General features: G+C 55.1%; 20 protein-coding genes and 2 tRNA genes. 12 read left to right on the forward strand and 10 right to left on the reverse strand.

The window, feature by feature from the left end:
* The first annotated feature begins 121 nt into the window (after positions 1-121).
* The 3 genes from dgcN to B2R48_RS04700 all read left to right on the forward strand — a co-directional run bounded on the left by dgcN (position 122) and on the right by B2R48_RS04700 (position 3,680).
* Positions 122-1,126 carry an N-acetyltransferase DgcN gene (gene dgcN / locus B2R48_RS04690; RefSeq protein ID WP_213472614.1) on the forward strand — a complete coding sequence of 335 codons (1,005 nt, stop codon included), beginning with the start codon at positions 122-124 and terminating at the stop codon, positions 1,124-1,126.
* A 1-nt stretch (position 1,127) separates the two neighbouring features.
* A complete protein-coding gene (gene dgcA / locus B2R48_RS04695) occupies positions 1,128-2,108 on the forward strand; it encodes an N-acetyl-D-Glu racemase DgcA (protein WP_296998361.1) in 981 nt (326 codons plus the stop codon).
* A gap of 366 nt (positions 2,109-2,474) precedes the next feature.
* Positions 2,475-3,680: a GGDEF domain-containing protein gene (locus tag B2R48_RS04700; protein WP_296998362.1), complete on the forward strand. Its 1,206-nt coding sequence runs from the start codon at positions 2,475-2,477 to the stop codon at positions 3,678-3,680.
* Here the strand turns inward: B2R48_RS04700 and B2R48_RS04705 are convergent.
* The 4 genes from B2R48_RS04705 to B2R48_RS04720 all read right to left on the reverse strand — a co-directional run bounded on the left by B2R48_RS04705 (position 3,665) and on the right by B2R48_RS04720 (position 6,226).
* Entirely contained in the window at positions 3,665-3,907 is a 243-nt protein-coding gene (locus B2R48_RS04705; protein WP_296998364.1) for a hypothetical protein, read from the reverse strand. The genes B2R48_RS04700 and B2R48_RS04705 overlap by 16 nt on opposite strands.
* A 345-nt stretch (positions 3,908-4,252) precedes the next feature.
* Positions 4,253-4,666 (reverse strand): hypothetical protein, encoded by a 414-nt coding sequence (locus tag B2R48_RS04710; RefSeq protein WP_296998367.1) that lies wholly within the window; start codon positions 4,664-4,666, stop codon positions 4,253-4,255.
* 115 nt (positions 4,667-4,781) lie between these two features.
* Positions 4,782-5,360, reverse strand: a complete 579-nt coding sequence (locus B2R48_RS04715; protein ID WP_213472623.1) for a GNAT family N-acetyltransferase — start codon at positions 5,358-5,360, stop codon at positions 4,782-4,784.
* The gene (locus B2R48_RS04720) at positions 5,360-6,226 is read right to left on the reverse strand and encodes an N-formylglutamate amidohydrolase (protein WP_213472624.1); all 867 of its coding nucleotides are present in this window, start codon (positions 6,224-6,226) and stop codon (positions 5,360-5,362) included. Before B2R48_RS04720 ends, B2R48_RS04715 begins: the two co-directional genes overlap by 1 nt.
* A gap of 245 nt (positions 6,227-6,471) precedes the next feature.
* On the opposite strand from B2R48_RS04720, the gene B2R48_RS04725 reads away from it, so the two are divergent.
* Both B2R48_RS04725 and B2R48_RS04730 read left to right on the forward strand, forming a co-directional pair.
* Positions 6,472-6,548: transfer RNA gene (locus B2R48_RS04725), tRNA-Val, on the forward strand.
* Between the two features lie 16 nt (positions 6,549-6,564).
* Positions 6,565-6,641, forward strand: a tRNA-Val gene (locus tag B2R48_RS04730).
* A 51-nt stretch (positions 6,642-6,692) separates the two neighbouring features.
* On the opposite strand, the gene B2R48_RS04735 is transcribed toward B2R48_RS04730, so the two are convergent.
* From B2R48_RS04735 to B2R48_RS04745, 3 genes are read right to left on the reverse strand one after another with little or no spacing between them, the layout of a single operon-like run.
* Complete coding sequence (locus B2R48_RS04735) at positions 6,693-7,835, reverse strand: ABC transporter permease (RefSeq protein ID WP_296998370.1); 1,143 nt, start codon at positions 7,833-7,835, stop codon at positions 6,693-6,695.
* Between the two features lie 4 nt (positions 7,836-7,839).
* Complete coding sequence (rbbA, locus tag B2R48_RS04740; RefSeq protein WP_296998372.1) at positions 7,840-10,617, reverse strand: ribosome-associated ATPase/putative transporter RbbA; 2,778 nt, start codon at positions 10,615-10,617, stop codon at positions 7,840-7,842.
* An 11-nt stretch (positions 10,618-10,628) separates the two neighbouring features.
* Positions 10,629-11,639: an HlyD family secretion protein gene (locus B2R48_RS04745; protein WP_296998373.1), complete on the reverse strand. Its 1,011-nt coding sequence runs from the start codon at positions 11,637-11,639 to the stop codon at positions 10,629-10,631.
* A gap of 337 nt (positions 11,640-11,976) precedes the next feature.
* On the opposite strand from B2R48_RS04745, the gene B2R48_RS04750 reads away from it, so the two are divergent.
* Entirely contained in the window at positions 11,977-13,101 is a 1,125-nt protein-coding gene (locus B2R48_RS04750) for a metallophosphoesterase (RefSeq protein WP_296998375.1), read from the forward strand.
* A 190-nt stretch (positions 13,102-13,291) separates the two neighbouring features.
* Here the strand turns inward: B2R48_RS04750 and B2R48_RS04755 are convergent, their stop codons facing one another.
* Positions 13,292-13,981, reverse strand: coding sequence for a FadR/GntR family transcriptional regulator (locus B2R48_RS04755; RefSeq protein WP_062957747.1), 690 nt, complete (start codon positions 13,979-13,981; stop codon positions 13,292-13,294).
* A gap of 176 nt (positions 13,982-14,157) precedes the next feature.
* Between B2R48_RS04755 and B2R48_RS04760 the strand changes: the two genes are divergently transcribed.
* From B2R48_RS04760 to B2R48_RS04785, 6 genes are all read left to right on the forward strand, one after another.
* On the forward strand, positions 14,158-14,955 hold the full coding sequence (locus tag B2R48_RS04760) for an ABC transporter substrate-binding protein (RefSeq protein WP_296998377.1): 798 nt from the start codon (positions 14,158-14,160) through the stop codon (positions 14,953-14,955).
* Between the two features lie 82 nt (positions 14,956-15,037).
* Entirely contained in the window at positions 15,038-15,709 is a 672-nt protein-coding gene (locus B2R48_RS04765) for an amino acid ABC transporter permease (RefSeq protein ID WP_213472634.1), read from the forward strand.
* Positions 15,709-16,449: an amino acid ABC transporter ATP-binding protein gene (locus tag B2R48_RS04770; RefSeq protein ID WP_296998380.1), complete on the forward strand. Its 741-nt coding sequence runs from the start codon at positions 15,709-15,711 to the stop codon at positions 16,447-16,449. The genes B2R48_RS04765 and B2R48_RS04770 overlap by 1 nt, the downstream gene beginning before the upstream one ends.
* 33 nt (positions 16,450-16,482) lie before the next feature.
* Complete coding sequence (locus B2R48_RS04775) at positions 16,483-17,739, forward strand: cysteine desulfurase-like protein (RefSeq protein WP_296998382.1); 1,257 nt, start codon at positions 16,483-16,485, stop codon at positions 17,737-17,739.
* Between the two features lie 16 nt (positions 17,740-17,755).
* A complete protein-coding gene (hydA, locus tag B2R48_RS04780; protein ID WP_296998384.1) occupies positions 17,756-19,171 on the forward strand; it encodes a dihydropyrimidinase in 1,416 nt (471 codons plus the stop codon).
* A 713-nt stretch (positions 19,172-19,884) separates the two neighbouring features.
* The gene (locus B2R48_RS04785) at positions 19,885-20,568 is read left to right on the forward strand and encodes a hypothetical protein (protein WP_296998385.1); all 684 of its coding nucleotides are present in this window, start codon (positions 19,885-19,887) and stop codon (positions 20,566-20,568) included.
* A gap of 1,302 nt (positions 20,569-21,870) precedes the next feature.
* Here B2R48_RS04785 and B2R48_RS04790 read toward each other — a convergent pair.
* Together B2R48_RS04790 and B2R48_RS04795 are read right to left on the reverse strand one after the other, a co-directional pair.
* Positions 21,871-22,182, reverse strand: coding sequence for a Dabb family protein (locus tag B2R48_RS04790; protein ID WP_296998387.1), 312 nt, complete (start codon positions 22,180-22,182; stop codon positions 21,871-21,873).
* A gap of 8 nt (positions 22,183-22,190) precedes the next feature.
* Positions 22,191-24,723 (reverse strand): FAD-binding and (Fe-S)-binding domain-containing protein (locus tag B2R48_RS04795; RefSeq protein WP_296998390.1); only part of this gene is annotated, 2,533 nt, incomplete at its 5' end.

The raw sequence follows: 24,723 nt of genomic DNA on the forward strand, positions 1-24,723 counted from the left end.
GAAGTTTCTGTGGGATTGTCGAAGATATCGTTTCATATCTCTGGAACCATCCTACCAGATTGCGCTATAGTCACGCCACAATATTTAAGAGCAGCGTTTGGATGCTGGTCAAGGAGGTATTATGAAAATCGCACATCCGTATCTTATGTTTCTTGGTGACGCGCCGGACGAACTGGCTGCAAAAACCGCAATCGGCATCAAGCAGTGGCGCCCGGAATGGTGCGTCGGTCAGCTGAGCCTGCCGGGCTGTCAGGCTGATCTCGGTCTGCCGGAAATGTCCATTGCCGAAGCAAAGGCTGCCGGCGTTAAAACCCTTGTGCTTGGCGTTGCCAACCGTGGCGGGATCATCGGCCCGGCATGGATGGAAACCCTGCTGGCCGCTATTGATGCCGGCATGGATATCGCCAACGGTCTGCACACCCGTCTTTCCACCATTCCGGAACTGGTTGATGCGGCCAAGGCCAAAGGTGTCAGCCTGTTTGACGTTCGCCACTTCGACGGCAAAGTGCCGGTCGGCAATGGTGAAGAACGTTCGGGCAAGCGTGTTCTGGCTGTTGGCACCGATTGCTCGGTTGGTAAAATGTACACCGCCCTTGCGATTGACGCCGAATTCAAAAAGCGCGGCATCAAGTCCGATTTCCGTGCAACCGGCCAGACCGGTATCTTCATTGCGGGCGAAGGCATCTCGGTTGATGCCGTGATTTCCGACTTTATCTCGGGCGCTGTTGAATCCATTGCACCGGCCAATGACGCCGATCACTGGGACGTTATGGAAGGGCAGGGCAGCCTGTTCCACGCATCGTTTGCCGGTGTTTCCATGGGCCTGATCCACGGCTCCCAGCCGGACGCACTCGTGGTTTGCCACGAGCCGACCCGTACTCACATGCGTGGCCTGCCGGGCTATAAGCTGCCGGATCTCAAAACCTGCATGGAAGTGAACCTTCAGCACGCCAAGCTGACCAACCCGAATTGCAAGGTTGTCGGTTTTGCGGTCAACACCAAGGCGCTTGATGACGCGGCGGCCAAGAAACTTCTGGCCGACATCGAAGCTGAATTCGGTCTTCCGGCTGTTGATCCGGTCCGTACCGGTGTTGCACCGCTGGTCGACAAACTTCAGGAGATCTAAGTTGCCAAAACTCAGTGTGATTTCCGAAGTCTTCCCGCTTGCGCAGGTTTTCAAAATCTCGCGCGGGGCACGGACAGAGGCACATGTGGTCAAGGTCAGCTTAAGTGACGGCACACATACCGGGTATGGGGAATGCGTTCCCTATGCCCGGTACAATGAAACGGTCGAAGGCGTTATTGTTGATATCGAAGCACAGGCAGACGCACTGAACCGTGGCATGACCCGCAAGGAACTTCAGGATGCCATGAAGGCTGGCGCTGCGCGCAACGCAGTTGACTGCGCCTATTGGGATCTGGAAGCCAAGCGGGCCGGTCGTCGTGTGTGGGAACTGATCGGGCACAAGGCTCCGGAAGGATTGATCACGGCTGAAACGCTGTCGATTGATACCCCCGATAACATGCGCGAAGCGGCCCGCAAGATCGCCCATGCGCCGCTGCTCAAGGTCAAGCTCAATGGCGAAAACGTCGTTGAGTCGGTCCGGGCCGTGCGCGAAGGCTCGCCCAAGGCGCGCATCATTGTTGATGCCAACGAAGCCTGGTCGCTTGATCTGCTTGAAGATATCGGGGCCGAACTTGATGGCCTGGGTGTCGAAATGATCGAACAGCCCCTGCCTGCCGGGCAGGATGACGGTCTGATCGATATCGATTGCCCGGTTCTTCTGTGTGCTGACGAGTCTGTTCATACATTGGCCGACATTCCGCGTCTGGCCAATCTCTATGACATGATCAATATCAAGCTCGACAAGACCGGTGGTCTCACCGGCGCGCTTGAACTGGCAGAGGCCGCATCAAAGGCTGGCATGCAACTGATGACCGGCTGCATGGTCGGTACATCGCTTGCCATGGCGCCCGCGATGATCACCGGTGCGATGTCACGCATTGTCGATCTCGATGGCCCGATCTGGATGGCCAAGGATCGCGATCACGCCCTGACCTTCAATAATGGTGTCATGGGGCTGCCAGATCGTGAACTCTGGGGTTAATTTGGATAGGTTCTATACAGCGGCATAGTTGCTGTCTGGCAGGGCTATAATTGAACGGCGCATCGGGAAACCGGCGCGCCGTTTTATTTTCCGACACTTGAAACCCGCCAGCAAAATATTCGACCTGAAGTAGAAAATCGGACCCAATTTTTTTTATCGTCGCATCCGGGCATATGGCCGTTAACTTTTTCTTTAGGATTCAACGCATTGCCGTTGAGTATAGGGGTTTTTAACGTCCATTTTGCCCCTTATGCTGTATCGCGCCACCCTAATGTATAGTTGTGTATTCGACCAAATAGGGGAACGATAAACCGTTGCTAATAAAGGGTCGAAACCGGCCCGTTTTATCTGGGTGGAGCGGTTTTGGTGGATACACGCCCTCTTGAAAATGGCAGTCTGGCGCGCAGGACATTTCGGTGCTGTTATCGGGATTTCCTGTACACGCCCCGGCACGCAGAACTCATGCATCTGCGGCGCAAGGAATCTATTCAGATTTCCGCCCGCTTTGCCGCTGTTTTCGTTCTGGTTCTGATGCTGGCTGTTCCATTCTGGGATGGCACCCTTGCCGTTGAAATGTGGTCGTCGCAGACCTTTGTTCTGCGTCTTCTGGTGGCTGGCGTTGCCATTGCCGTGCTTGCAAATCGCGCGGTCAGCGCACGCTGGCGGCGCCATTTTCCCTATCTGCCCATGCTGATGCTGATCTTTGCCGCCAGTCTTTTATGTGTTTTTGCGGCCAACGATCTAAGCGCAACCGATCAAATGCACTCTGCGCACAGCTTCCTTCTGATTGGTCTGGTGATGATGATCGCCATCATGCCGCTGACATTAGCCGAGGCCGGCTTGCTTGCGGTGCCGTTTCTGGGGTTGTTGGCTATCAGCGCGCAAAGCGGCCTGGAAACAGGTTTTGTGCCGTTTGAAATGTTGCTGGCCTTCTTGCTGCCGCTGGCAATGGTTTCGTCCCTGGTGCAGCTTTACCGGACCATCGCCGCTGTTCATGAAATCGCCATTGATCCGTTGACCGGCTGTTACACCCGCGCCTTTGGCATGGAAATGATCCGGGTCAGTTTTGATGCGGCCCAGCGTAAAAATGCGCCCTATACCGTCGCCTTTGTCGATCTTGATGATTTCAAGCAGATCAATGACCGCTATGGGCATGATTACGGTGATCGCATTCTTGGCGAAGTCGGCAACAATCTGGTCCACCGGTTTCGCCGGTCCGATCTTGTCGTGCGCTGGGGTGGGGAGGAATTTTTGATATTGCTGCCCGAACTTGACCGTGCCCGCGCGGCCGAGGTTCTTGACCGCGTGATGTTGCCCGGTCTGGCAAAGCTTGAAGACGGGCAGGTGCAAAAGGCCAGTGTCGGTCTGTCCGAACGGATCGAGGATGCCATTGCCCTGCCACACAACCTGATCGACCTTGCCGATCAACGGATGTATGACGCCAAGAAACGGCGTGATCGCGAAGATCTGGTGGAGCAGGGCTATTCAGGCCGACGCAGCGCCGTACAGGCGCTGGCTTCCCAATCAGCGGTGGCAGGCAATACGCAATCGGCCGATCACAGCATCAACTGATCTTTGGGGTGCCCGGGTCTCTTCTTTGGGCCTTTCGGGTGGATTTCCCTGACTTCCTTTCCGGTGAAACAACCTGTTTCAATGCCCTTTGGCTGGCGAAGTGACCTCATGGCGCCATGTTGCTGTGTGGAATCGATGGCCATGGCGTTCGAAATCGAACTATTTGGCTGTGGATTCGCATCGATTCCCTCCGTTCCGACCGAGGTTTGATTTTCTTTGGTGGTCAAAAAATAGCCGGGAAGTGTGAAATTTTCGGGCGTTTGACGTGCAATGCCTCAAAATAATGCACAAAAAATAAGCAGTAATATTTTTGACAAAAAAATAGTCAGAAAAGCTATTGCGTCCTCCCCGGCAAATCAGTAATCTCCATTTGTGCGCTGCGGTAGGACGCAGTGCATTCCGGCGAGCGACTTGTCGCTCGTTTCTTGGACGTTTCCTCCCTAGACTTGGGCCGCTGTCACAGGCGGCCTTCTTTTTTGCCTGAATTCAGCCAGTTATGCCGACTTCAAAGCATATGTTCAGCATTTGAACATATGGTGTGTTTTGGGATTGGTGAAATGGTGCGGTGCAAATCAATTGCCGGTAGGGGTGTTCAGACAGCTCTCTTGTAATTCCGCTATTGCCTTGGCGCGCGCACCCTCGTTGCTGCTTTCCGCATTGAGTTTCTGAACAATATCGGTGATTGCGGCACGTACTTTCTGATCTGCGACGCTTGGAACCTGGTCTGTCATTTTCTCGACAGCACGCGAAATCCTGATGCTCACGTTATCATGTTGATTGGCAGCTGTTGGTTCGAACTTGAAATAAGCGGCACAGCGCGCTTCTTCCATCATGGCGTTTTCAGCCGTTCCCTTCTTTATCAACCAGTCAATGTCGTGGATCGCCACCGCAATGACGATGACGAACAGTGCAGGCCACCATGTTGTGGGAAAACCGCGCAGAAATTCCCGAACATTGCCGGGCAACGGTGGGCGGTGAAGATGCACTGCACGCTCCTTGCTGCTGTTCAAGTCTTGAGTGTGCGCAAAACAGAAACATCGGGCAAGTTCAGGACAACCCCTGACGGTTTTGACGAATATCCAAGGCGATGCCTGGTGCGGCCTATTTCTCGCGCGTTGGATCGTTGCCAGGCGTGTCGCTGTCCCCGTCGCCCAGACCGCGCTGCATGATCACGCTATCGACCCAGCGGCCCATTTTAAAGCCGGCCGACTGTAACGTGCCGGCCACCCGGAATCCCAGCCGCGCATGCAACCCGATAGACGCCACATTAGCACTGTCGCCAATCACCGCGATCATCTGGCGATAGCCAAGGGCTGTGACGCGTTTGATCAGTTCCGAAAGCAACGCACTGCCAGCCCCCTTGCCGACGACTTCCGGGGCAATGTAAATCGTGTCCTCGACCGTAAAGCGATAGGCAGGGCGGGTTCGATAGGCCCCGGCATAGGCAAACCCCTCAACCCGGCCATCCACATCGGCCACCAGATAAGGCAGGCCGCGTTCACGCACATGTTGCCAGCGCGATGTCAGCTCCGCGATTTCAGGCGCACGTTCTTCAAACGATGCCAGCCCATGCAAAACATGGTGGCCATAAATCTCGGTGATGCGTTCAAAATCTTCGGGTTCGGCATCGCGGATGATCAGGTCGCTCAACACGTCGCTGGTGTCGGTGGCTTCGGTCATTAAAACGGGTTCCCGTCGAGATCATGGAAGCGCGATATCAGATCGGTCATCTGGTCGCGCAGGACGTCAAATCCACGATGCGGGCCGATTGTTGCTTCATCCATATAAAGCGCGCGCGAAAGCTCGATCTGAAGGCTGTGCACATGTTCTTGCGGGCGACCGTAATGGCGTGTGCAATAGCCCCCGGCATATGGATCATTGTGCGCGGGCGCAAAGCCCATATCACGGAAACAATCTTCCACAAACCGCGTCAATGACGGGTGGCAGGAACTTCCATAGCAATCGCCAAGCACCAGATCAACGCGGTTTTTTGCGCTGTCGCACGAATCTCCGGGCATCGAATGGCAATCAATCAGAATGCAGTAGCCAAAATTCGCCCGCGTCTGATCAATCAGTTTCTGCAATGCCTGATGATAGGGCCGATAATATGTCTCGATCCGTGAAAGTGCTTCTTCGGCGGGCAGGCGGGTCTTGTAGATCTCGACCCCGCCGCTGACCACGCGCGGGATCGATCCCAGTCCCGAAAGTGCGCGCATCGAATTGATGTCGTCATCCTCGGGCAGGTCGCCATCAAACATGCGCGGGTCAAGCTCCATCGCCGCCCGGTTCACATCAACATAGGCCCGCGGGAATGTTGCGCACAGCAAAGGCGCGCCAAGCTTGGGGGCGGCATTGAACAATTGATCGACAAAGGCATCTTCGGACGCGCGCAGCTCGAACGCGCCAATCCGTGCGCGTTCAATCAGATCCTGCGGGTACTGGCGGCCGGAATGCGGGGATGCAAACACCACCGGCAGGGTTTGCCGGGGTGGTAGGATTACGGTGGCAGGGCCAGTTGAGGCGAGTTCCGAAGGCAACTGGTTCATTGTCTTTCGTAATGTCCATCCCTTATGACGCGGATTTGGGCTTCGTCGTCCGTCTTGCGATCCGTTATCATACTATCTTCTAGCATATGGGAATTGCCACGGATTTGATGAACATTTTTTGTCAAAAAACCATTTCTGGGGTTGCGCCAAGTCCAGCCTTGGGCTAAATACCGCCTCGCCGACGCAAACGGCGCAGACCATTGTTTTCGGTTACGAAGCCTTGGTCTTTGGAAAGATGGATTTGCGGGCCTATAGCTCAGTTGGTTAGAGCGTTCGCTTGACATGCGAGAGGTCACAAGTTCGAGTCTTGTTAGGCCCACCATCTTTCAAACCCATAGGGGCCTATAGCTCAGTTGGTTAGAGCGTTCGCTTGACATGCGAGAGGTCACAAGTTCGAGTCTTGTTAGGCCCACCATTCCCACCCCGCCGGGTTCCCGTGCGGGGTTTTGTGTGTCCGGACCAAAGTTTATCGCATCTGCGCAATGCTCTTTCTGAACCGAAGCGCGCTAAAGGCAAAGAAGCCAACCCCGATCGCAAACACCAGCAGGAATTCTGGCCAGACCACCTCAATGCCAGCACCCCGAAACAGGATGGCCTGCGCGTATTTGACGAAATGGGTCGCGGGCGAGAATTGCATGATGTCCTGAAGCGTTTCCGGCATGCTTTCAAGCGGCGTGCTGCCGCCCGAGAGCAAGCGTAACGGCAACACCACAAGAATGAACAGCAAACCAAATTGCGGCATGGATCGCGTCATGGTGGCCAGGAAAATGCCAAGGGCTGTGGCAAAGAACAGATAGATCACCACACCGCCCATGAACAAAAGCTTCGATCCGGCAATCGGCACGCCCAGCACCAGCTCGACCACGAAAACAAGCGACAGCATGCAGGCAATCAAAATCACCAGCCCGTTGGCCCAGACCTTGGCCAGCATGATTTCATACGGGTTCAGCGGCATCACCAGAAGATGCTCGATCGTGCCATGTTCGCGTTCGCGAATAAGTGCAGCGCCCGAAAGAATGATCGACAGCATGGTGATTGCATTGATGATCTCCATCGTGCTGGTGAACCATTCGCTTTTGACATTCTGGTTATAGGCATAGCGGGTGACGATGCTGGCGGCTTCTGTTCGGTTCTGCCCGGCCCAGGCCGACTTGCCACCAAGCCAGGTCGAGACTTCCTGTGCGATGATGTTGCTGACATAGCTCTGGCCGATCCCGGCCTGCATCATCGCCGTGGCATCGATGTTAAGCTGCACTTCCGGGTCGCGGCCCGAAACCACATCGGCCTCAAATCGCGGCGGGATGACCAGCACAAAGGTAAATTCACCACTGTTCATCGCCGCATCAATGTCGCGTTCGGCAATGCGGACCGGCTCCTGAAAATACGGGGCCAGAAATGCATCCGAAATGCGCAGCGAAAGGGCCGATCCATCCTGATCGGCAATCGCAATCGAGCCGCGCCGCAGATCATGCGAAAAGCCCGTGGCGGCGTTATAAATCGCAAAGGAAAACGCCCAGACAATCAGCGCCATAAGCACCATGTCACGTCTGAGGCTGAAAAGCTCCTTGATGCCAAGGCGATAGATATTGCTGATCCGTCTGCCAAGCATATCCTTACACCTCCTGCTTTTTGAGAAGCAGCATCGAAAGCACGGTCAATGCCGGGAAAAAGATCAGAAGGGTGATCAGTTCGGGATAAAGCTCTGCAAAGCCAAGCGCCTTGGTAAAGGTGCCGACACTGATCGACATGAAATGCGATGTCGGAATGATGGTTGAAAGCACCACCGGCACCCCTTCAAGCGAAGAGACCGGCTGCATCATCCCCGAAAACATCACAGACGGCACCATGGTCGCAATCGCCGTACCAAAAAGGGCCGCGATCTGTGTGCTGGTAAAGGATGAAATCAAAAGCCCAAGACCCGTGGTCGCTGTGACAAACAGGATCGCACCGACCAGAAGTGTCAGGCCATTGCCCTGCAACGGCACCTCAAACCAGAACAGCGCCATTGCCGTCATCAAGACAAAGTTGATCAGGCCGAGCGCGATATAGGGCAATTGCTTGCCCCACAGGAATTCAAGTTTCGAAACCGGGGTCACATAAAGGTTGGTGATTGATCCCAGTTCCTTCTCGCGCACCACGCCAACCGCCATCAAAACCGCGGGGATAAACATCAAAAGCAACGCAATAACGGATGGCACCATGGCATAGATGCTTTTGAAATCCTGATTATAGCGGTATCGCGTCTCGATGCGCATCGGTTGGCCCATATCTGCAGTGCCAACATCGCGTTTGCGGTGCTCGCTCAGATACCGCTGATGAATGCCTTCGACATAGCCGTGAATGGTCTCGGCACGAAATGGCATGGAGCCATCAATAAACGCCCCGATTTCCGGGCTGGCCCCACGCCCGACATCGCGGCCAAAGCCCGGCGGAATTTCAATCGCCAGCGTGATCTCGCCCGACAACATCCTGGCTTCAAGATCGCCAATGCTGGCAAGCGGTTCCTGTTCCTCGAAATAGCGCGATCCCGAAAGGTTCTCGATATAGGTTCGGCTTTCCTGACTGCGGTCACGATCAAGCACCGCATAGGTCAGGTTTTCAACATCAAAGGTAATCCCCCAGCCAAATACCGGCATCAGGATGGCGGTCCCGATCAACGCAAACATCAGCCGGATCGGATCGCGCACCAGTTCCATGGTTTCACGCAGGGAATAGGCCCATAACCGCCGGAAGCTGAACAATGATGCACGGGCCGGTTTCCAGCTGGCTTGGTCGTCATTGCTTGAACTCAGCGCATCCTCAGGGGCAGGGGCGGGCGTGGTGTCCCCGTCCGCGCCATCTGCTTCCTCAAGATGGCTGATAAAGGCTTCTTCCAGTGTGTCGCAACCGCGCCCCTTGGTGATGGCGCTTGGCGTGTCGCTGATCAAAACCTTGCCCGCATGCATCAGCGATATGCGATCGCAGCGTTCCGCCTCGTTCATGAAGTGGGTGGAGATAAAAATCGTCACCCCCTGATCACGCGAAAGTTCGACCAGCAATTCCCAGAATTCGTCACGTGCGACCGGATCAACACCCGATGTCGGCTCATCCAAAATCAGGATTTCCGGGTTGTGGATGATCGCGACAGCCAATGACAATCGCTGACGCACGCCAAGAGGTAACCTCTCGCTTAGATCATCAAGATAGGGACCAAGCCCGAACCGCTTGGAAAGCTCGTCGATCCGCGGCTTGATTTTGTCGTGGCCCAAGTGAAACAGATGCGCATGCAGTTCAAGGTTCTGCATCACGGTCAATTCGGAATACAGCGAAAAGGCCTGGCTCATATAGCCAACCCGATTGCGAAGCGCGATATCCTTCCCGTCCACCGGCTTGCCAAAAAGTTCGGCCGTGCCCTCGGACGCATTCAAAAGCCCGGTCAGCATCTTCATGGTCGTGGTCTTGCCACAGCCGTTGGAGCCGAGAAAACCGAAAATCTCGCCTTTCTCAATGCGGAAGCTGACATCATCGACCGCAGTAAAATCACCAAACTTCTTGGTCAGGTGTTCGGCAACGATTGCTGGCGTGTCGCCATGAATGGTGCGTTCCGGGATGGTCAGCTCATGATGGCCTTTGCGTTCTTCTTCGGGCAACAGCGCGATAAAGGCGGCCTCAAGCGTCTCAGTCCCGGTGCGCTCCAAAATCTCGTCCGCGGTGCCGGTCGCAAGCACCTTGCCATCATTCATCGCAATCAGCCGGTCAAAGCGCGCCGCCTCATCCATATAGGCGGTGGCGACCAGAACCGTCATCTCGCTTTGGGTTTGGCGGATCGCATCGATCAGTTGCCAGAATTGTTGACGTGACAGCGGATCAACACCCGTGGTCGGTTCATCAAGGATCAGGATATCGGGATCATGGATCAGAGCACAACAAAGCCCGAGTTTCTGTTTCATCCCGCCCGAAAGCTTTCCCGCCGGGCGCTCGGTAAACGGATCAAGCCCGGTCGCCTCGACAAGCCGTGCTATGCGTTCATCACGCTCGCGCTTTCCCTGCCCAAACAGGCGGCCAAAGAATTCAAGGTTCTCGCGCACCGTCAGATCCATATACAGGTTCTTGCCAAGCCCTTGCGGCATATAGGCAATGCGCGGCAGGATCGCGTTGCGGTGCCGGGTGTCTTTCATTGATCCACCAAGCGTCTCGACCGTTCCGTCCTGCACCTTGCGCGCACCTGATATCAGGGCCAGCGCACTTGATTTACCCACCCCGTCCGGGCCGATAAAGCCAACCGTCTGTCCGGCCGGGATTTCAAGGCGGATGTCATCAAGGGATGTGACCTTGCCATAGCAGTGCGTCACCCCGTCAAGGCGCACTGCAATTCGGGATGCGTCGTCGCTGTGGTTGGTGTGCTCCACCATTATGTTGCGCTCTATTGCGTGTTCTGACGCAGGGTTGCGTCATCTGGAACATTCGGGGTGAAGGCATCCGGCCAGTCGTCATGATCGGCCAGCATGACATAAGCCTCGCCGGGCAGGCCGGTTTTCACCCGCTTGATATGCTCCGCAAGCAATTCCGGATCGATCCGCACCTTGACGCGAAACATCAGCTTGTCACGCTCTGCCCTTGTTTCGACCTCGCGCGGGGTAAATTGCGCATCATCGGCGACAAACGATACCTTGGCCGGAATGACAAAATCTGGCGCGGCATCCAGAACAATCCGCGCTTCATTGCCGACAAACGCCAGCCCTGCCTGACGGGTGGGCAAGAACACATTCATGTAAACATCGGTCAGATCGATCATGGTGATCACCGGGCCACCACCGGCCAGAACCTCTCCCGGTTCGGCAAGGCGGTATTGCACCCGGCCATCACGAGGTGCCCTCAGGACCGAATCATCAATCTGGACTTCAATGCCGTCAAGTGCTGCCGATGCGGCGGCGACATTCAGGCGCGAGCTGGTCAGGCGCGCCTTGGCCGCGCTCAGGGCGGCGCGTGCAATGTCACGGTCGGCCCGGCGCTGATCGACTTCCTGTCGGGAAATGTTGTTGTTTTTGACAAGCTCTTCGGCACGTGAAAGCTGCTGCTCGGCAAAGGAAAGCTCGCTTTCGCGCTGGATAATCTGGGCTTCGGCCTCGGCAATGCCTTGCTCGGCGCTCGCGACCTCTGCACGGGCACGCGCACGGCTGGTCATCAGTTCGGCGGTATCCATGCGCGCCAATACCTGCCCGCGCGTGACCTGATCACCTTCCTCGACCAGAACTTCTTCCACCCGCCCGGCATATTTGGTGGCAACCCGCACTTCCTCGGCCTCAATGCGGCCATTGCCCGATGCGATATAGTCAGGCAGGTCTGATTGCTGTGCCTGCCAATAGGCATAGCCACCCGCAGCAGCGGCGATAATCACCACAAGAACGATCAACACGGCACGCAAGCTTTTCATTCCATTCTCCGAAAACGGGGCGGACCAAGGCAGGGCGTTGGCAGGCCGGGATGGGGTTGTTGACGCCGTCAATCCATCTGACCAAAAGTCACTTGTCTTTGCAACGCAACACTTTCTGGAATGATCCTAGGTGATTGCAATTTGCAGTGCTTTGATGTTGCGCAATCTATTTGAAAACCATTTGCCGGTTTCAGACGTTTAACGGATGGGTGGCGCAAGGACCTTATGGGCCGTATGCGGCGTTCGGAAAATTTCCCGCCAAATTGGCGGCGATTGTTGCGAGCGTTTCGGCTATATTGCGCTGCGATTGGTTTGTTTTCAAAGGATTGTCTGTCCGGTGCTGTTTTTTCACATCAATGTCGCTCTTGCCTGTTTGTATGTTCTTATGCGTCACGTGCGGTATCTGGCGTGGCCGCTTTGGGCAAAGGTCGCCTTTGGCGTGTTGCTTCTGGTTGGCTCCCAGCATCATCTGTATTCCCGCATTGCCTTTGGCAGCATGTTCTTGCCGGAATTCCCGCAGCCGGTTGTGGTGGCGGTCAATGTTGCGTTTGGCGTGATTTTCTTTCTGGCGTGGTTCCAGTTGGCCTATGACCTGGTCGGGCTTTTGCTGCGCTGGGTGATCCTGCGCCGCAAGCAGCACCCGCCAAAAATCCTGCGCACCATCATGTCCTTTGCCGCCATCGCACTGGCCAGCTTTGGCGTGGCAGAAAGCATGCGTGTGCCCGACGTCAAGGAAATGGATGTCACCATCCGCAATCTGCCGGACCGGTTTGATGGCTATCGGCTTGTGCAGCTGACCGACCTTCACATCAGCAAGTTCTATGAACGCCTCTGGGTGGCCGAGGTGGTTGAAAAAACCAACGCGCTTGAGCCGGACCTGATCGTGATCACCGGCGATCTGATCGATGGTGAATTGCCGCTGCGCTACGATGATGTGCAGCCGCTTCATGATCTTGTCGCCCCTGATGGCGTCATCACCATTCCGGGCAACCATGAATATTATTTCGGCTATGAAAACTGGATGCGCCATTATGGCGGGCTCAACATGCTCACCCTTGAAAACGATCATATCGTGCTGGACCGCGATGGCGATCAGCTGACCATCGCCGGTGTTACCGACCTTCGCGCCGGCAACACGGACCGCCCTGAACCCGATGTCGCCAAGGCGCTTGAAGGTCGCCCGGAAGGGGCGCCGGTGATCCTGCTTGATCATCAACCGAAAATGGCCCGTGATGCCGCCCCGCTGGGTGTTGACCTGCAACTTTCCGGTCACACCCATGGCGGCATGGTATGGGGCTTTGACAATATCGTTGCCATGGTCAATGGCGGCTTTGTGTCGGGCATGTATGACATTGACGGCATGCAGCTTTACGTCAATAACGGCACCGCCCAATGGCCGGGCTTCGCCATCCGCGTTGGCGTGCCGGCCGAACTCACCGTGATCACACTTCGAAAGGGCTAATCGGAAACAAGCCTTTTACAACGTCGTCATTCCCGCGAAGGCGGGAATCTCAATCGGTGGTACGGGAGATGGATTCCGGGTCTGCGCTTTGCTGCGCCCGGAATGACGGGATTTCATGTCATGAAAAGCAGAAACGGCGTCCCGGGATATCCGGACGCCGTTTGTGATCGGGTAGGGCGGATGATCAGGCTTAGGTTTGCAAGCCGGCACAGCGCGCGGTGTTGCGGACATGGGCCTGCATTTCGCGCCGTGCGCCGTCGGCGTCATTGTTGCGCAGGGCTGCGATGATTTTGCGGTGCTCACCGATGGATTCCCGCATGCGTTCCGGATCGGTGATCGGGATCGGCTGGCGCTGGGTTTCGGTGATCTTGTCGCGCACCGCCTGATAAAGTTCGCGCATCATGCTGTTCGAACAGGCCTCGACAATCGTTGCGTGGAATTCCAGATCGGCCTCGACATTGGCAATCAGGTCCTGTTCGGCCCAGCATTTTTCCATGCGGTTGGTGGCATCTTCCATCGCCTCAAGCTGGGTCGCGGTCAGGCGGCCACAGGCCAGGGCTGCGATTTCACTTTCAAGGATCATGCGTGTCTGGAACACGTCAAAAACACTGTGGCTTTCCGAATAGCGCCACGGTGCCATGTCGGCTTTGCTGCGACTCTCAGGGTCGGTCACAAAGGTGCCGCGCCCGGCCTCTGTCTTGATCAGGCCAAGTGTTTCAAGGGTCAGAAGTGCTTCGCGCAAGGAAGCCCGGGAAATGCCGAATTTCTGCGCGAATTCGCGCTGGGATGGGATTTTGTCGCCCGGGGTCAGTTCCCCATTCTGGATCATGTCCTGAATTTGGCGTGCGACCGTCTGCGGTAGCGGCGTGCGGTTGAACATTCCCTCGGGTCCTTCTTGCGTATTTTTTGCTCAGTTGTTGGTATGAAAACAAATCTGACTCATTTTTGCACAAACAATCTTGCACGTGTCATCCAAATATGGTTGTCTGGCCTGACTGGTCAGACCAGTTAGACCAGAAGTATCTCAGGGTAGGCTAAAAACACAAGGAATTCATAATGAAGTTTCTCAACTTTCTGACATCCAGCGTTGTTGGCGGCGTTCTTGCCGTGTCCTCACTGGCATCCGCAAACGCAGCAGACCTGACCGTTGGGGCCAATATCGGCAACGTGCCGTGGGAATTCGAAGAAGCTGACGGCACCGTGGTCGGTTTTGAAGTCGATCTCGTCAATGAAATCGCAAGCCGCCTTGGCAAGTCGGTCGAGTTCGTCAACATCCCGTTCAACGGCCTGTTCCCGGCCGTGCAGTCGGGCCGGATCGACATGGCGGTTTCCTCGATCACCATCACCGACAAGCGTCTTGAGTCTGTCACCTTCGCACAGCCTTACTATGACAGTGACCAGTCCCTGACCGCCACCGCAGAAGGCGGCGTTTCGGGTCTTGCAGACATGGATGGCAAGGCCGTTGGTGTTGATACCGGATCCACCGGTGACATGTGGGTGACCAAGAATGGCGACGAATACGGCATTGCCGATGTCCGCCGTTACGAAGGCCTGTCCCCGGCCATGCTTGACCTGCAGGCGGGCCGTATTGACGGTTACGTAAGCGACATCCCGGCACTGCTCTATTACGTCAAGGACAAGCCGAACCTCAAAGTGGTCGAGCGCATCACGACTGGTGAAAAATACTCGATCATGTTCAACAAGGATGCGGCACTCGCAATCGAAGTTAACGATGTTATCACCGAACTGAAAAAAGAAGGCTTCATCGCTGGTCTGCATGAAACCTGGTTCGGGGCTCAGCCGGAAGACACCACCTCGACGGTTAAGGTGCTTGATATGCCGTCCATCGACTAAGCGCATATCGCATCTCTTGCTCACCGACGGTACCAAACGGCTCCCGGTATCGTCGGTGGGGCAACTCTGACTTGGTGGTGAAATGGATTTATTTTCGACTTTCTTTAACATCCCCGTCCTGATGCAAAGCCTTCCGCAGCTTATGAACGGCTTGCTTGTCACCATCGGGATCGGCGCAACCAGCATCATTGCCGGTCTGATCGGCGGGCTGTTTCTGGCCGTCTTGCGCCTCTATGCCGGGCCGGTCGTAACCGCGCTTGTGCGCGGCTATATCGATGTGTTCCGCTCGATCCCGCTTCTGGTGTTGCTGATCATTGTGTATTACGCGCTGCCTTTTGTCGGCATTCGGCTGTCGCCCTTCTTCTCGGCCGTAACAGCCCTGACACTGGTGTCTGCGGCCTACACAGCCGAAATTTTCCGTGCCGGGATCGAAGCCATCCCCAAGGGCCAGTTTGAAGCGTCCGCAGCCCTCGGTCTGTCCAACCGCTACATCATGACCGATGTCATCCTGCCCCAAGCCATCCGCATCGTCATTCCGCCGCTGACCAATAACTGCATCAATGTGCTGAAAGACACCGCCCTGGCATCGGTTGTTGCCATGCCCGACCTGCTCAAACAGGCGACCCAGGCACAGGCACTTGCCGCCAACCCGACGCCGCTGATTGGCGCTGCCGTGATCTATCTGATCCTGCTTCTGCCGATGGTGCGCTATGTCGCGCATCTTGAAAAACGTTTTAGCCGCGGGAGAAGCTGATGAAAGCGCCACTGATCAAAATTTCCAACCTGCGCAAGACCTATGGCCAGTTCACCGCCCTGCATGGCATCGATCTTGAAATCGCCCAGGGCGAAGTGCTGTGCGTTGTCGGCCCGTCGGGGTCCGGCAAATCAACGCTGATCCGCTGCATCAACCATCTCGAAGCGTTCGAGGACGGCAGCGAAATCACCGTTGATGGCATCCCGGTGCGTCCCGGTCCCGATCTGGATCAGGTCCGGGCCGAAGTCGGCATGGTGTTTCAATCATTCAACCTGTTCCCGCACATGACCGTGCTGCGCAATGTCATGCTGGCTCCGATCCGGGTTCGCAAAATGTCAGAGGCGGACGCCGAAAAACGCGCCCGCGATCTGCTTGAAAAGGTCGGCATTTCCGTTCAGGCCGACAAATACCCGGCCCAGCTTTCAGGCGGGCAGCAACAGCGTGTGGCGATTGCCCGTGCCCTTGCCATGGAACCGCGTGTGCTTCTGTTTGACGAGCCGACATCTGCCCTTGATCCCGAAATGGTCGGCGAGGTTCTCGATGTCATGAAAAAGCTCGCCGGGACCGGGGTCACCATGGTCGTGGTCACCCATGAAATGGGCTTTGCCCGTCAGGTCGCCGACCGCGTCCTGTTCATGGATGGCGGCGCGATTATCGAGGCCGGAACCCCGACCGAAATTTTCGATGCGCCCAAAGAAGAACGCACAAGGAACTTCCTCCACGCCGTTCTCGACCATTAGAATAAAAGACAAATCAACCGGAGGATGCCTTCAATGGCAGATCAACGTACCCTTGATATGGACTATGTCCACAGCCAGTTTCCCGCCCTTGCCAAGGGCTGGACCTTCTTTGACAATGCCGGCGGATCGCAAATCCTGTCCAAGGCGTTGGACCGCATCAATGCGTTTCTGATCGAGCGCAATGTGCAGATCGGCGGCTCCTACGAAGTCTCGCAAAAGGCGGCCGAAGCCCTTTTGGATGCGCGCAAGTCTGCCGCCCAGCTGGTCAATGCGAGCCGCCCCGAAGAAATCATTTTCGGCGCCTCGACCACGGTATTGCTGCAAAACCTCGCGCGTGCCATGCGCAGCCAGTTCAAACCGGGTGACGAGATTGTCGTTACCATCGGCGACCATGAAAGCAATATCGGCCCTTGGGTCGCACTCGAGGAATTCGGTGTGAACATCCGTTTCTGGGAACCCGATGTCAAAACCGGGCGTCTCAGCCTTGATGGCCTCAAGGCCGCGATGAGCGACCGCACCAAACTGGTTTGCGTCACGCACGTGTCCAACATCATTGGCGAAATCAACCCGATCCGCGAATTTGCCGATTATGCCCACGCCAATGGTGCGAAAATCTGTATCGATGCCGTCGCCTATGCGCCGCACCGCGCGGTGGATGTTAAGGCCTTTGATGCCGATTATTACGTCTTCAGCCTCTATAAAACATACGGCCCGCATGGGGCCATGATGTATGGCAAGTATGACCTGCTGCTCGAGCTTGATACGCTCTATCATTATTTCTACGGCAAGGACAAAGTCCCCGGAAAGCTTGAAGCCGGCAACCCCAGCTATGAAATGGCCTATTCGGTCTGCGGCATTGTCGATTACCTGACGGAGTTGGGTGAGCGGGCCATGGGAGACAAGTCCGGCACCGTGCGCGATAAAATTGTCGCCGCCTATGACGCCATCGCGGCACAGGAAAATGCCCTGACCGAACGTCTTCTGACCTATCTGCGGGGCCGCAATGATTGCGTCATTGTCGGGCAGGATGACAACCGCGACGGCACGCGCATCCCGACCATTGCGTTCCGCTTTGATGGCCGCAATGCCGAGGAGGTCTGCAAGATCATTGACCGTGAAAAGATCGCCATTCGCTTTGGTGATTTCCATTCACGCCGACTGGTCGAATATATGGGCCTGTCTGATAATGCTGGCGTTTTGCGTGTGTCGATGGTGCACTACAACACGATTGAACAGGTGGACCGTCTGACTGCGGCGTTTGACCGCCTGCTTGACGCGACCGATCAATAAGGGGGCAGGCCACATCATGCAGTTTGACCGCATCATCAAAAACGGCACCATCGTTACCGCCAGCGACACCTATGTTGCCGATCTTGGCATAAAGGATGGCAAGATCGCCGCCATCGCCGATGCCCTGACCGGCGCGGACGACATCGTTGATGCCACCGGGCTTTACGTTATGCCGGGCGGGATCGACAGCCACGTGCATATTGATCAGCCATCCGGCGATGGCATCGTCATGGCCGATGATTTCGAAAGCGGTACGCGTTCGGCGGCCATCGGCGGCAATACCTCGATCCTCGCATTCTGCATGCAGGAAAAGGGCGACAGCCTGCGTCATTCGCTTGACGTCTATCACGCCAAGGCGGATGGCAATTGCCATATTGATGTGGCCTTCCACCTGATCGTCACCGACCCGACCCCGTCCGTGCTGGGCCAGGAACTCCCGGCCCTGGTCGAGGACGGCTATACCTCGTTCAAGGTTTTCATGACCTATGAAAACCTGCGGCTGCGCGATGATGAAATCCTCGATACCCTTGATGCCGCGCGCAATACCGGCGCACTCGTTCTGGTCCATTGCGAGAACGAGGACGCCATTCGCTTCCTGATCGGCCAGCACGAAGCCGCCGGCGAATTCTCCGCCAAATCCCACGCCACGACCCGGCCCATCGCGGCTGAGCGCGAAGCCACCCATCGTGCGCTGTCACTGGCCGAAATTGTTGATACCCCGATTGTGATTGTCCATGTGTCGAACCAGCAGGCGATGGAAGAAATCGAACGCGCCCGTGTACGCGGCTCCAAGGTCGTCGGCGAAACCTGCCCGCAATATCTCATGCTGACCGCTGATGACCTTGATCAGGACGAACTCGAAGGCGCCAAATTCGTCTGCTCCCCGCCGCCACGTGACAAGGAAAGTCAGGACGCCTGTTGGGATGGTCTGGAACGCGGTGTGTTTGACCTGTTCTCGTCCGATCATTGCCCGTTCCGCTTTAACGACCCGGAAGGCAAGCTCAATGAAAAGGGCAAGAAAAGCTTCCGCTGGATCCCCAATGGCATCCCCGGTGTGGCAACCCGACTGCCAATCCTGTTTTCCGAAGGCGTGCAAAAGGGCCGCATCGACCTCAACCGCTTTGTCGCACTTACCGCGACCAACCACGCCAAACTCTATGGCATGTACCCGCAAAAGGGCACCATCGCGATTGGCTCGGACGCCGACCTGGCCCTTTGGGACCCCAACAAAAACGTCACCATCACCAACGACATCCTGCAACAGGGCTGCGACTACAGCCCCTATGAAGGCCTCGAAGTCAAAGGCTGGCCCGTCCACACCATCGTGCGCGGCAAAACCGTGGTCAAGGACGGCAAAGTCACCGGCCAGAAGGGCGACGGCAATTACTTGGCCCGGCAGAAGTCTAATCTCGTGACACCCAAGTCAGTCTAATTAGGCGGTCGCAAACAACCGCCAGCGCACACCCTCATTCACGTGACATCAGGTGCAAGGGTTGAGAATCCCACTAATCGAAAATGAAAGGCAGCCTCAATTCAGGGCTGCCTTTTGCGTGTCTCAGCATTGAAAAACTCAGCCTTGCCTTCGCCGCTGCGATACAAAAGATTGTCCCAAACCACCTATCATTCAGAAAATGCTAGCGCCACCTATGGTGAAATCTGGATTTCGGCTTATCACAACCTAGTTCAATTAAACCCAAGTCGCTGATCTCTTAGCTGTTCACGTCAACAAGATGCTGTCTTTTTTGATTGAAAGTCGCATTGAGGATTCCAATGCTATTCTTGTTTATGCACTCAGGAAAATGGCGTTTAGTTCACTTACAGTGTCTTATGAACTAAAATAGGTTATTATATATACTAAAGAAGATTTTTTAAAATATTGAAATAATTAATTTAATTTGGGGTATACACGTAATTTTCGCTGATAGTGTTTCTAAATATACAAAATAGTCTTCGCTAAATTTTTCTTCATCAGTCGCCCAACAGTCTTGATGGAGCAAAAAATATGAGCGAAGCGATTAAGTTAGTTCAGACCCTAGCGACGTTAACTCCTACCGTTCTTGCGTTATTAGTGAGCTTAGGTGTCGTCTGTTTAGCCTTGTTTGCGATCTACGCAGTATTCCGACTATCAGGTTCCGGAGTGAAAAAATGAAAAAGGACAACTGGGTTCGTCTGCCAACTCAATGGATTCATGATCGCGAATTAACCCGCTTTCGTTGGGGAAGCGGCGGTGGTGATGAAACAGCTGCTTTGATGACTCTGATTGCTTTAGTCCATGGCGCGGATCAGGAAACCGGAGTTTCGAACAGGACATATGACGAGCTTTGCACGGCTACAGGAATAAGCCGTGCAAAGGTGTCCAGCGGACTTAAGCTCCTTCTTGGTCGAGATATCGTTGCGACGGGGGAAAAGCGAGGACACTATGAACTGGTTGGCTTCGAACCAACACAGGGGTATTGCATGCTCCCCGTTGCCCGCCTTTACTCAGGAGGAGAAATACAACCCTTCAAAGAGTTTTATCTTCGCAAGAAGGCAGAGTTGAACGCGTTGAAGCTTTATCTGCTGTTCGCATGTCATCGTTCGCGTCAGACGAATATGGCTCACATAGGCTTTGACAAAATCGAAGCCTATACTGGGGTACGTGGAAATGACATTAAAGCGGCTACAAGCATGCTTGCAGCACTGTCGATGGTATACATCGAGAGATTACCTAGCAGCGAAAGTGAAGCCGGAGTTCATAACGCATATCGATTGGTCGGGCTGGAACCGAAGCGTCACATGGGAACGACTGGGCGGAGAATGATGCCGTCAGATTTCGAAGAAATGTTTTGAACTCATAGATCAAATTTAATCATGATTGATGATCAGCGCAAATTGGTCTTGGAGCTAGCATGTCTCAGAGGAGCAAGGTTTTAAGGTAATCAGGCTTTCAGGATTCTGGGTCTCATTGTGCGCAAAAACATAAACAGTAAAGCGAGCAAGGTGTTGGATACTGAGTTTCTACTTCCCCAACGTATATCTGCATTTCAGAAAATTCGCTGCATTATTCTAAACGAGTTTGAAAACTTGTCAGAGAAACTGGGAAGTAGCTGTCAATTCCCTGGGCACGAAATGCTAGAACAACGAGCATTTCTTCAGTTCCGGAATTTCAAAGATATCTTTGACTTAACGGTGAATAGTTCGTCTGGTTATCGAACGTTGTCGTCTCGTACGATTGCGATTGATTACTTTCAGTACATGCTGCCTGGCGTTAAGTTCGAAATCGGGGCTACTAGAGATTATCGGCCTGTAGACCCCGAACATGTTCTCGGTTGCTCGTGGCAGAACTATTCTGTGCCTAGCAATCCCCTAGAAATTATCAGCAAGCTAAATGCAGCTCCGCCCGGAGGAATCAATCGTGCAATCTACATTCAGGTAGAAGACCTACCGATATTTATTGCAGATGAGGGCCAGAACAGAGTGGAGTTGTTTCGGCGTCATAAGCACAAAATCAACGCAGATATTCGAAAACTTGTGGTGACACGACGTCCGTTGATTCAACGTAACGCCTTAGGTGATAAATGGTTGGCAACTTGGCCAAATAGATTCGGAACCCTTATACTTGTGGCTCTTCCGTTCCCAAGTATCTCTTTACCGATGTACCGTGCGCTTGGGGTTGAGTTGAAGACAACGCGATTACCCGTTAACGAGACGGATGTCCAGAGAAGCATAGACCGTACAATTGAGAGGATGGCAGACTCAGTGGGGTTGCCATGAGCCGTTAGCGAATGGATAGGTGCTGACGCCGGTTTCAGTATAATTAATAACGGGCAAATAATGTTGTAGGTAGAGCTTATAAAACTCAAGTACCGTTTTATAAGCTCTACCTACCACATTGTTCAAATACTCGACTGGATGCTGGGCTTCACCCCTTCACAGCGGCCCACTTGGCAGCGGCAAGAATAGCCAGTTACTAGCATGTTCTAAAGACCCGTCGCATCGACCTTCTTTTTCCAACTCATGCCAGAGGGCTCGCGCGAGGTTTCCTGATAGCGGGTTTCGTGGCCATAGATACCGGCCATACTGCAATACTCGGTTCATACAGGTGATTAAGGAAGCGGGGAGGTTGATCTTAAAACGTCGCGACTACACAGATCACTCAACAACCAGATCAAACACCACCAACCCGGCGACACCACCGTCAAGCAGGCCAACCAACTGCCCGCCCAAGGCCTTGTGCTCTGGATGTTCCAGATAGGCATCACGTGCCGCCGCATCGTCAAAATCAATTGAAAATCCGTGCCGGAAGCCTTGTTCAAGCCCCTCCGGGCTGACCGAAACGCCGCCGTCAAAGCCGCGCATGCCGGGGATGTGGTTTTGAATGTCGGCCAGTTTGGCGAACAGGCTGTCGATTTCGGCCTTGGTGACCTCGGCCTTGAATTTGGTAAGAACGATGTGACGGATCATGGGGTTTCCTATGCAACACGTTTGGCGAGGTATTCGACCGGATGCTGAGGCTTGCCCCCTTCATAGCGGTCCACCTGACAGCGGCAGGAATAGCCGGTGACCAGCATGTTTTGTGGGCCCATCGCATCGACCTTCTTTTTCCAGCTCAGGTCATAGAGCTCGCGCGAGGTTTCCTGGTGGCGGGTTTCGTGGCCATAAACACCGGCCATGCCGCAGCAGCCGGTTTTCTCCGTGGTGAGCTTTAGCCCAAACGCATCAAAGATTTTCTGCCATTTCACGCCAACATCGGGAAGCGACGTCTTTTCCGTGCAATGGGGGAACAGGCTTGCCGGGGCCTTAGTCGTGCCCATGTTAACGCCGTTATCAATTTTGGGCGGGGTCAGGCGGCCGTGTTCGATCTCGCCCGCCAGCCATTCATGGAACAGATGGACGCGGTAATCCGGGCGGTTTGAAAGGCGTTGGGCGTATTCCTGCCGGTAGGTCAGCGTCACGCTGGCCTCGATCCCGATCATTGGAATTCCAACTTGCGCGATTTTGCCCAGCACGATGTCATTTTGCTTCGCCTGATAATCAAAGCGTTTAAGGAACCCCTTCACATGCATCGCCTTGCCATTGGGGCGATAGGGCGGCACGAAAACGCGATATCCAAGACGCTGCAACAGGTCGACATGCGCCAGCACCACATGGGTGTCGTAATGCGTGGTAAAGCAATCCTGCACAAGGATCACCGACTTGGCCTTTTCATCAGCACTTAGGCTATCCAGCTCCGCCTGCTTGAACTTGCCAATACCGCGTTGGCGCAAGGCTGATTTAAGGCTCTGGCGATGGAGTTTCGGCAGATCTGTCAGGCCGATGAAGCGTTTGAAGATCCAGGGCATCGGTGGGATGGATTGCAGCGCGTTAAACAGCCCCGGCGCCCTTGCCAGAAGGGGTGCCATGCTTTCAAGCGATGCAATCACATGGTCCTTGATGGGGCGTTTGTAGCGCGTGTGATAGGTCTCAAGGAACCGGGATTTCATTTCCGGGATATCGACCTTGACCGGGCATTGCCCCGCACACGCCTTGCACGACAGGCAACCGGCCATCGCCTCATAGACGTCATGGGAAAAATCCCGACCATTGATGACGGCCAGATCCTTGTTCATCGGATCGGTGCCAACAGAAAGCTGGCGGATCCATTCGCGGATCATTCCGGCCCGGCCCTTGGGCGAATGCACACGCGATCGCGTGACCTTATAGGACGGGCACATGGCATCCATCAGATCCCAGTTAAAGCACGCCCCGTTGCCGTTACACCGCGTCGCGTTCAGGTATTCATCGCGCAACGCATCCTCGATCTGGCGGTCAAACTGGCCGCGCATAGGGGCTTCGTCGATTGCGGTGATCGGTGTGTTTTTGCTGTAGGGCGAGGCGATCTTGCCGGGGTTAAGTTGCCCTTCGGGATCGAACGCCTCCTTGATGCGACGCAGTACATCGTAAAGCTCCGGCCCGAAATAGACGGGGGAGTATTCGCCCCGGAACCCCTTGCCATGCTCGCCCCAGATCAGGCCGTTATAGCGTTTGGTAAGCTCCGCCACCGCGTCCGAAACGCGCCGGATGCGGGCCTCGTCCTCTTCATCCATCATGTCAAGCAGCGGGCGGACATGCAAACACCCGACATCGACATGGCCAAACATGCCGTAATCAAGCCCCTCGGCATCCAGCAATGCCCTGAACTCGGCAATGAAATCGGCAAGGTTTTCCGGCGGCACGGCGGTATCTTCGACAAACGGGGTGGCGCGGCGTTTGCCCTCAAGATTGCCGAGCAAGCCCACCGATTTCGCCCGGATCGACCAGATGGCGGCGATCTGCGCAGGGTCCGTCGCCTGCACAAAGCCGATGGGTGCAAAGTCGGCATTTGGGTTGGCCTCAAGGTAGGATTTAAGCTCGGCTTGTTTGGCCGCAACCTCGGCCTCCGCCTCTCCAACGAACTCGACGACGTTAAAGCCGCGTGTCGGCGTATTGCTGTTTTCCGTGCCAAGAAGCTTTCCCAGCATGTGCCAGCTTTCATCCTGCTCGGCCAGTTTCATGACCTTGTCATCGATGCTTTCAATCGCCACCGGGTCAAACTGCACCAGCGTTTTGACGTGACGAAGGGCACTGTCAAAGCTATCATAGCGCACCACCGTGACGGCCTTGAATTTCGGCAGCGGAATGACGCGGAAGGTGATTTCCTTGACCATGCCAAGGCTGCCCTCGGCCCCGGCAATCAGGAAGGACAGGTTCATGTCCCCGGTGTCAGATACCGCTTCCTTAAGGTTATAGCCCGTAAGCCCGCGGTTCATTTCCGGGAAGGTTGATTTGATCTGATCCCGCCTTGGCGCGATTTCGTCATGGACCTTTTTATAAAGCTGCCCCACACGATCCGCGCGTTCCATGGTGTCTTTGGCTTCCGTGGCGCTCATCGCACGGGTGTTGAAATCCGTGCCATCGATCAGCACCGTGGTCATGTCATGGATGTAATGGCTGGTCTTGCCATAAATCCGCGATCCCTTGCCCGAA

The organism is Thalassospira sp. UBA848 (assembly GCF_002295455.1).
GTDB lineage: Bacteria > Pseudomonadota > Alphaproteobacteria > Rhodospirillales > Thalassospiraceae > Thalassospira.

Bases quoted from the DNA above. Each gene is read 5' to 3' on its own strand.
- dgcN (WP_213472614.1), top strand. From the start codon at position 122: ATGAAAATCGCACATCCGTATCTTATGTTTCTTGGTGACGCGCCGGAC.
- B2R48_RS04715 (WP_213472623.1), bottom strand. From the start codon at position 5,360: ATGACCGAAGCCACCGACACCAGCGACGTGTTGAGCGACCTGATCATC.
- B2R48_RS04720 (WP_213472624.1), bottom strand. From the start codon at position 6,226: ATGAACCAGTTGCCTTCGGAACTCGCCTCAACTGGCCCTGCCACCGTA.
- B2R48_RS04735 (WP_296998370.1), bottom strand. From the start codon at position 7,835: ATGCTTGGCAGACGGATCAGCAATATCTATCGCCTTGGCATCAAGGAG.
- rbbA (WP_296998372.1), bottom strand. From the start codon at position 10,617: ATGGTGGAGCACACCAACCACAGCGACGACGCATCCCGAATTGCAGTG.
- B2R48_RS04745 (WP_296998373.1), bottom strand. From the start codon at position 11,639: ATGAAAAGCTTGCGTGCCGTGTTGATCGTTCTTGTGGTGATTATCGCC.
- B2R48_RS04755 (WP_062957747.1), bottom strand. From the start codon at position 13,981: ATGTTCAACCGCACGCCGCTACCGCAGACGGTCGCACGCCAAATTCAG.
- B2R48_RS04760 (WP_296998377.1), top strand. From the start codon at position 14,158: ATGAAGTTTCTCAACTTTCTGACATCCAGCGTTGTTGGCGGCGTTCTT.
- B2R48_RS04765 (WP_213472634.1), top strand. From the start codon at position 15,038: ATGGATTTATTTTCGACTTTCTTTAACATCCCCGTCCTGATGCAAAGC.
- B2R48_RS04770 (WP_296998380.1), top strand. From the start codon at position 15,709: ATGAAAGCGCCACTGATCAAAATTTCCAACCTGCGCAAGACCTATGGC.
- B2R48_RS04775 (WP_296998382.1), top strand. From the start codon at position 16,483: ATGGCAGATCAACGTACCCTTGATATGGACTATGTCCACAGCCAGTTT.
- hydA (WP_296998384.1), top strand. From the start codon at position 17,756: ATGCAGTTTGACCGCATCATCAAAAACGGCACCATCGTTACCGCCAGC.
- B2R48_RS04785 (WP_296998385.1), top strand. From the start codon at position 19,885: ATGAAAAAGGACAACTGGGTTCGTCTGCCAACTCAATGGATTCATGAT.
- B2R48_RS04790 (WP_296998387.1), bottom strand. From the start codon at position 22,182: ATGATCCGTCACATCGTTCTTACCAAATTCAAGGCCGAGGTCACCAAG.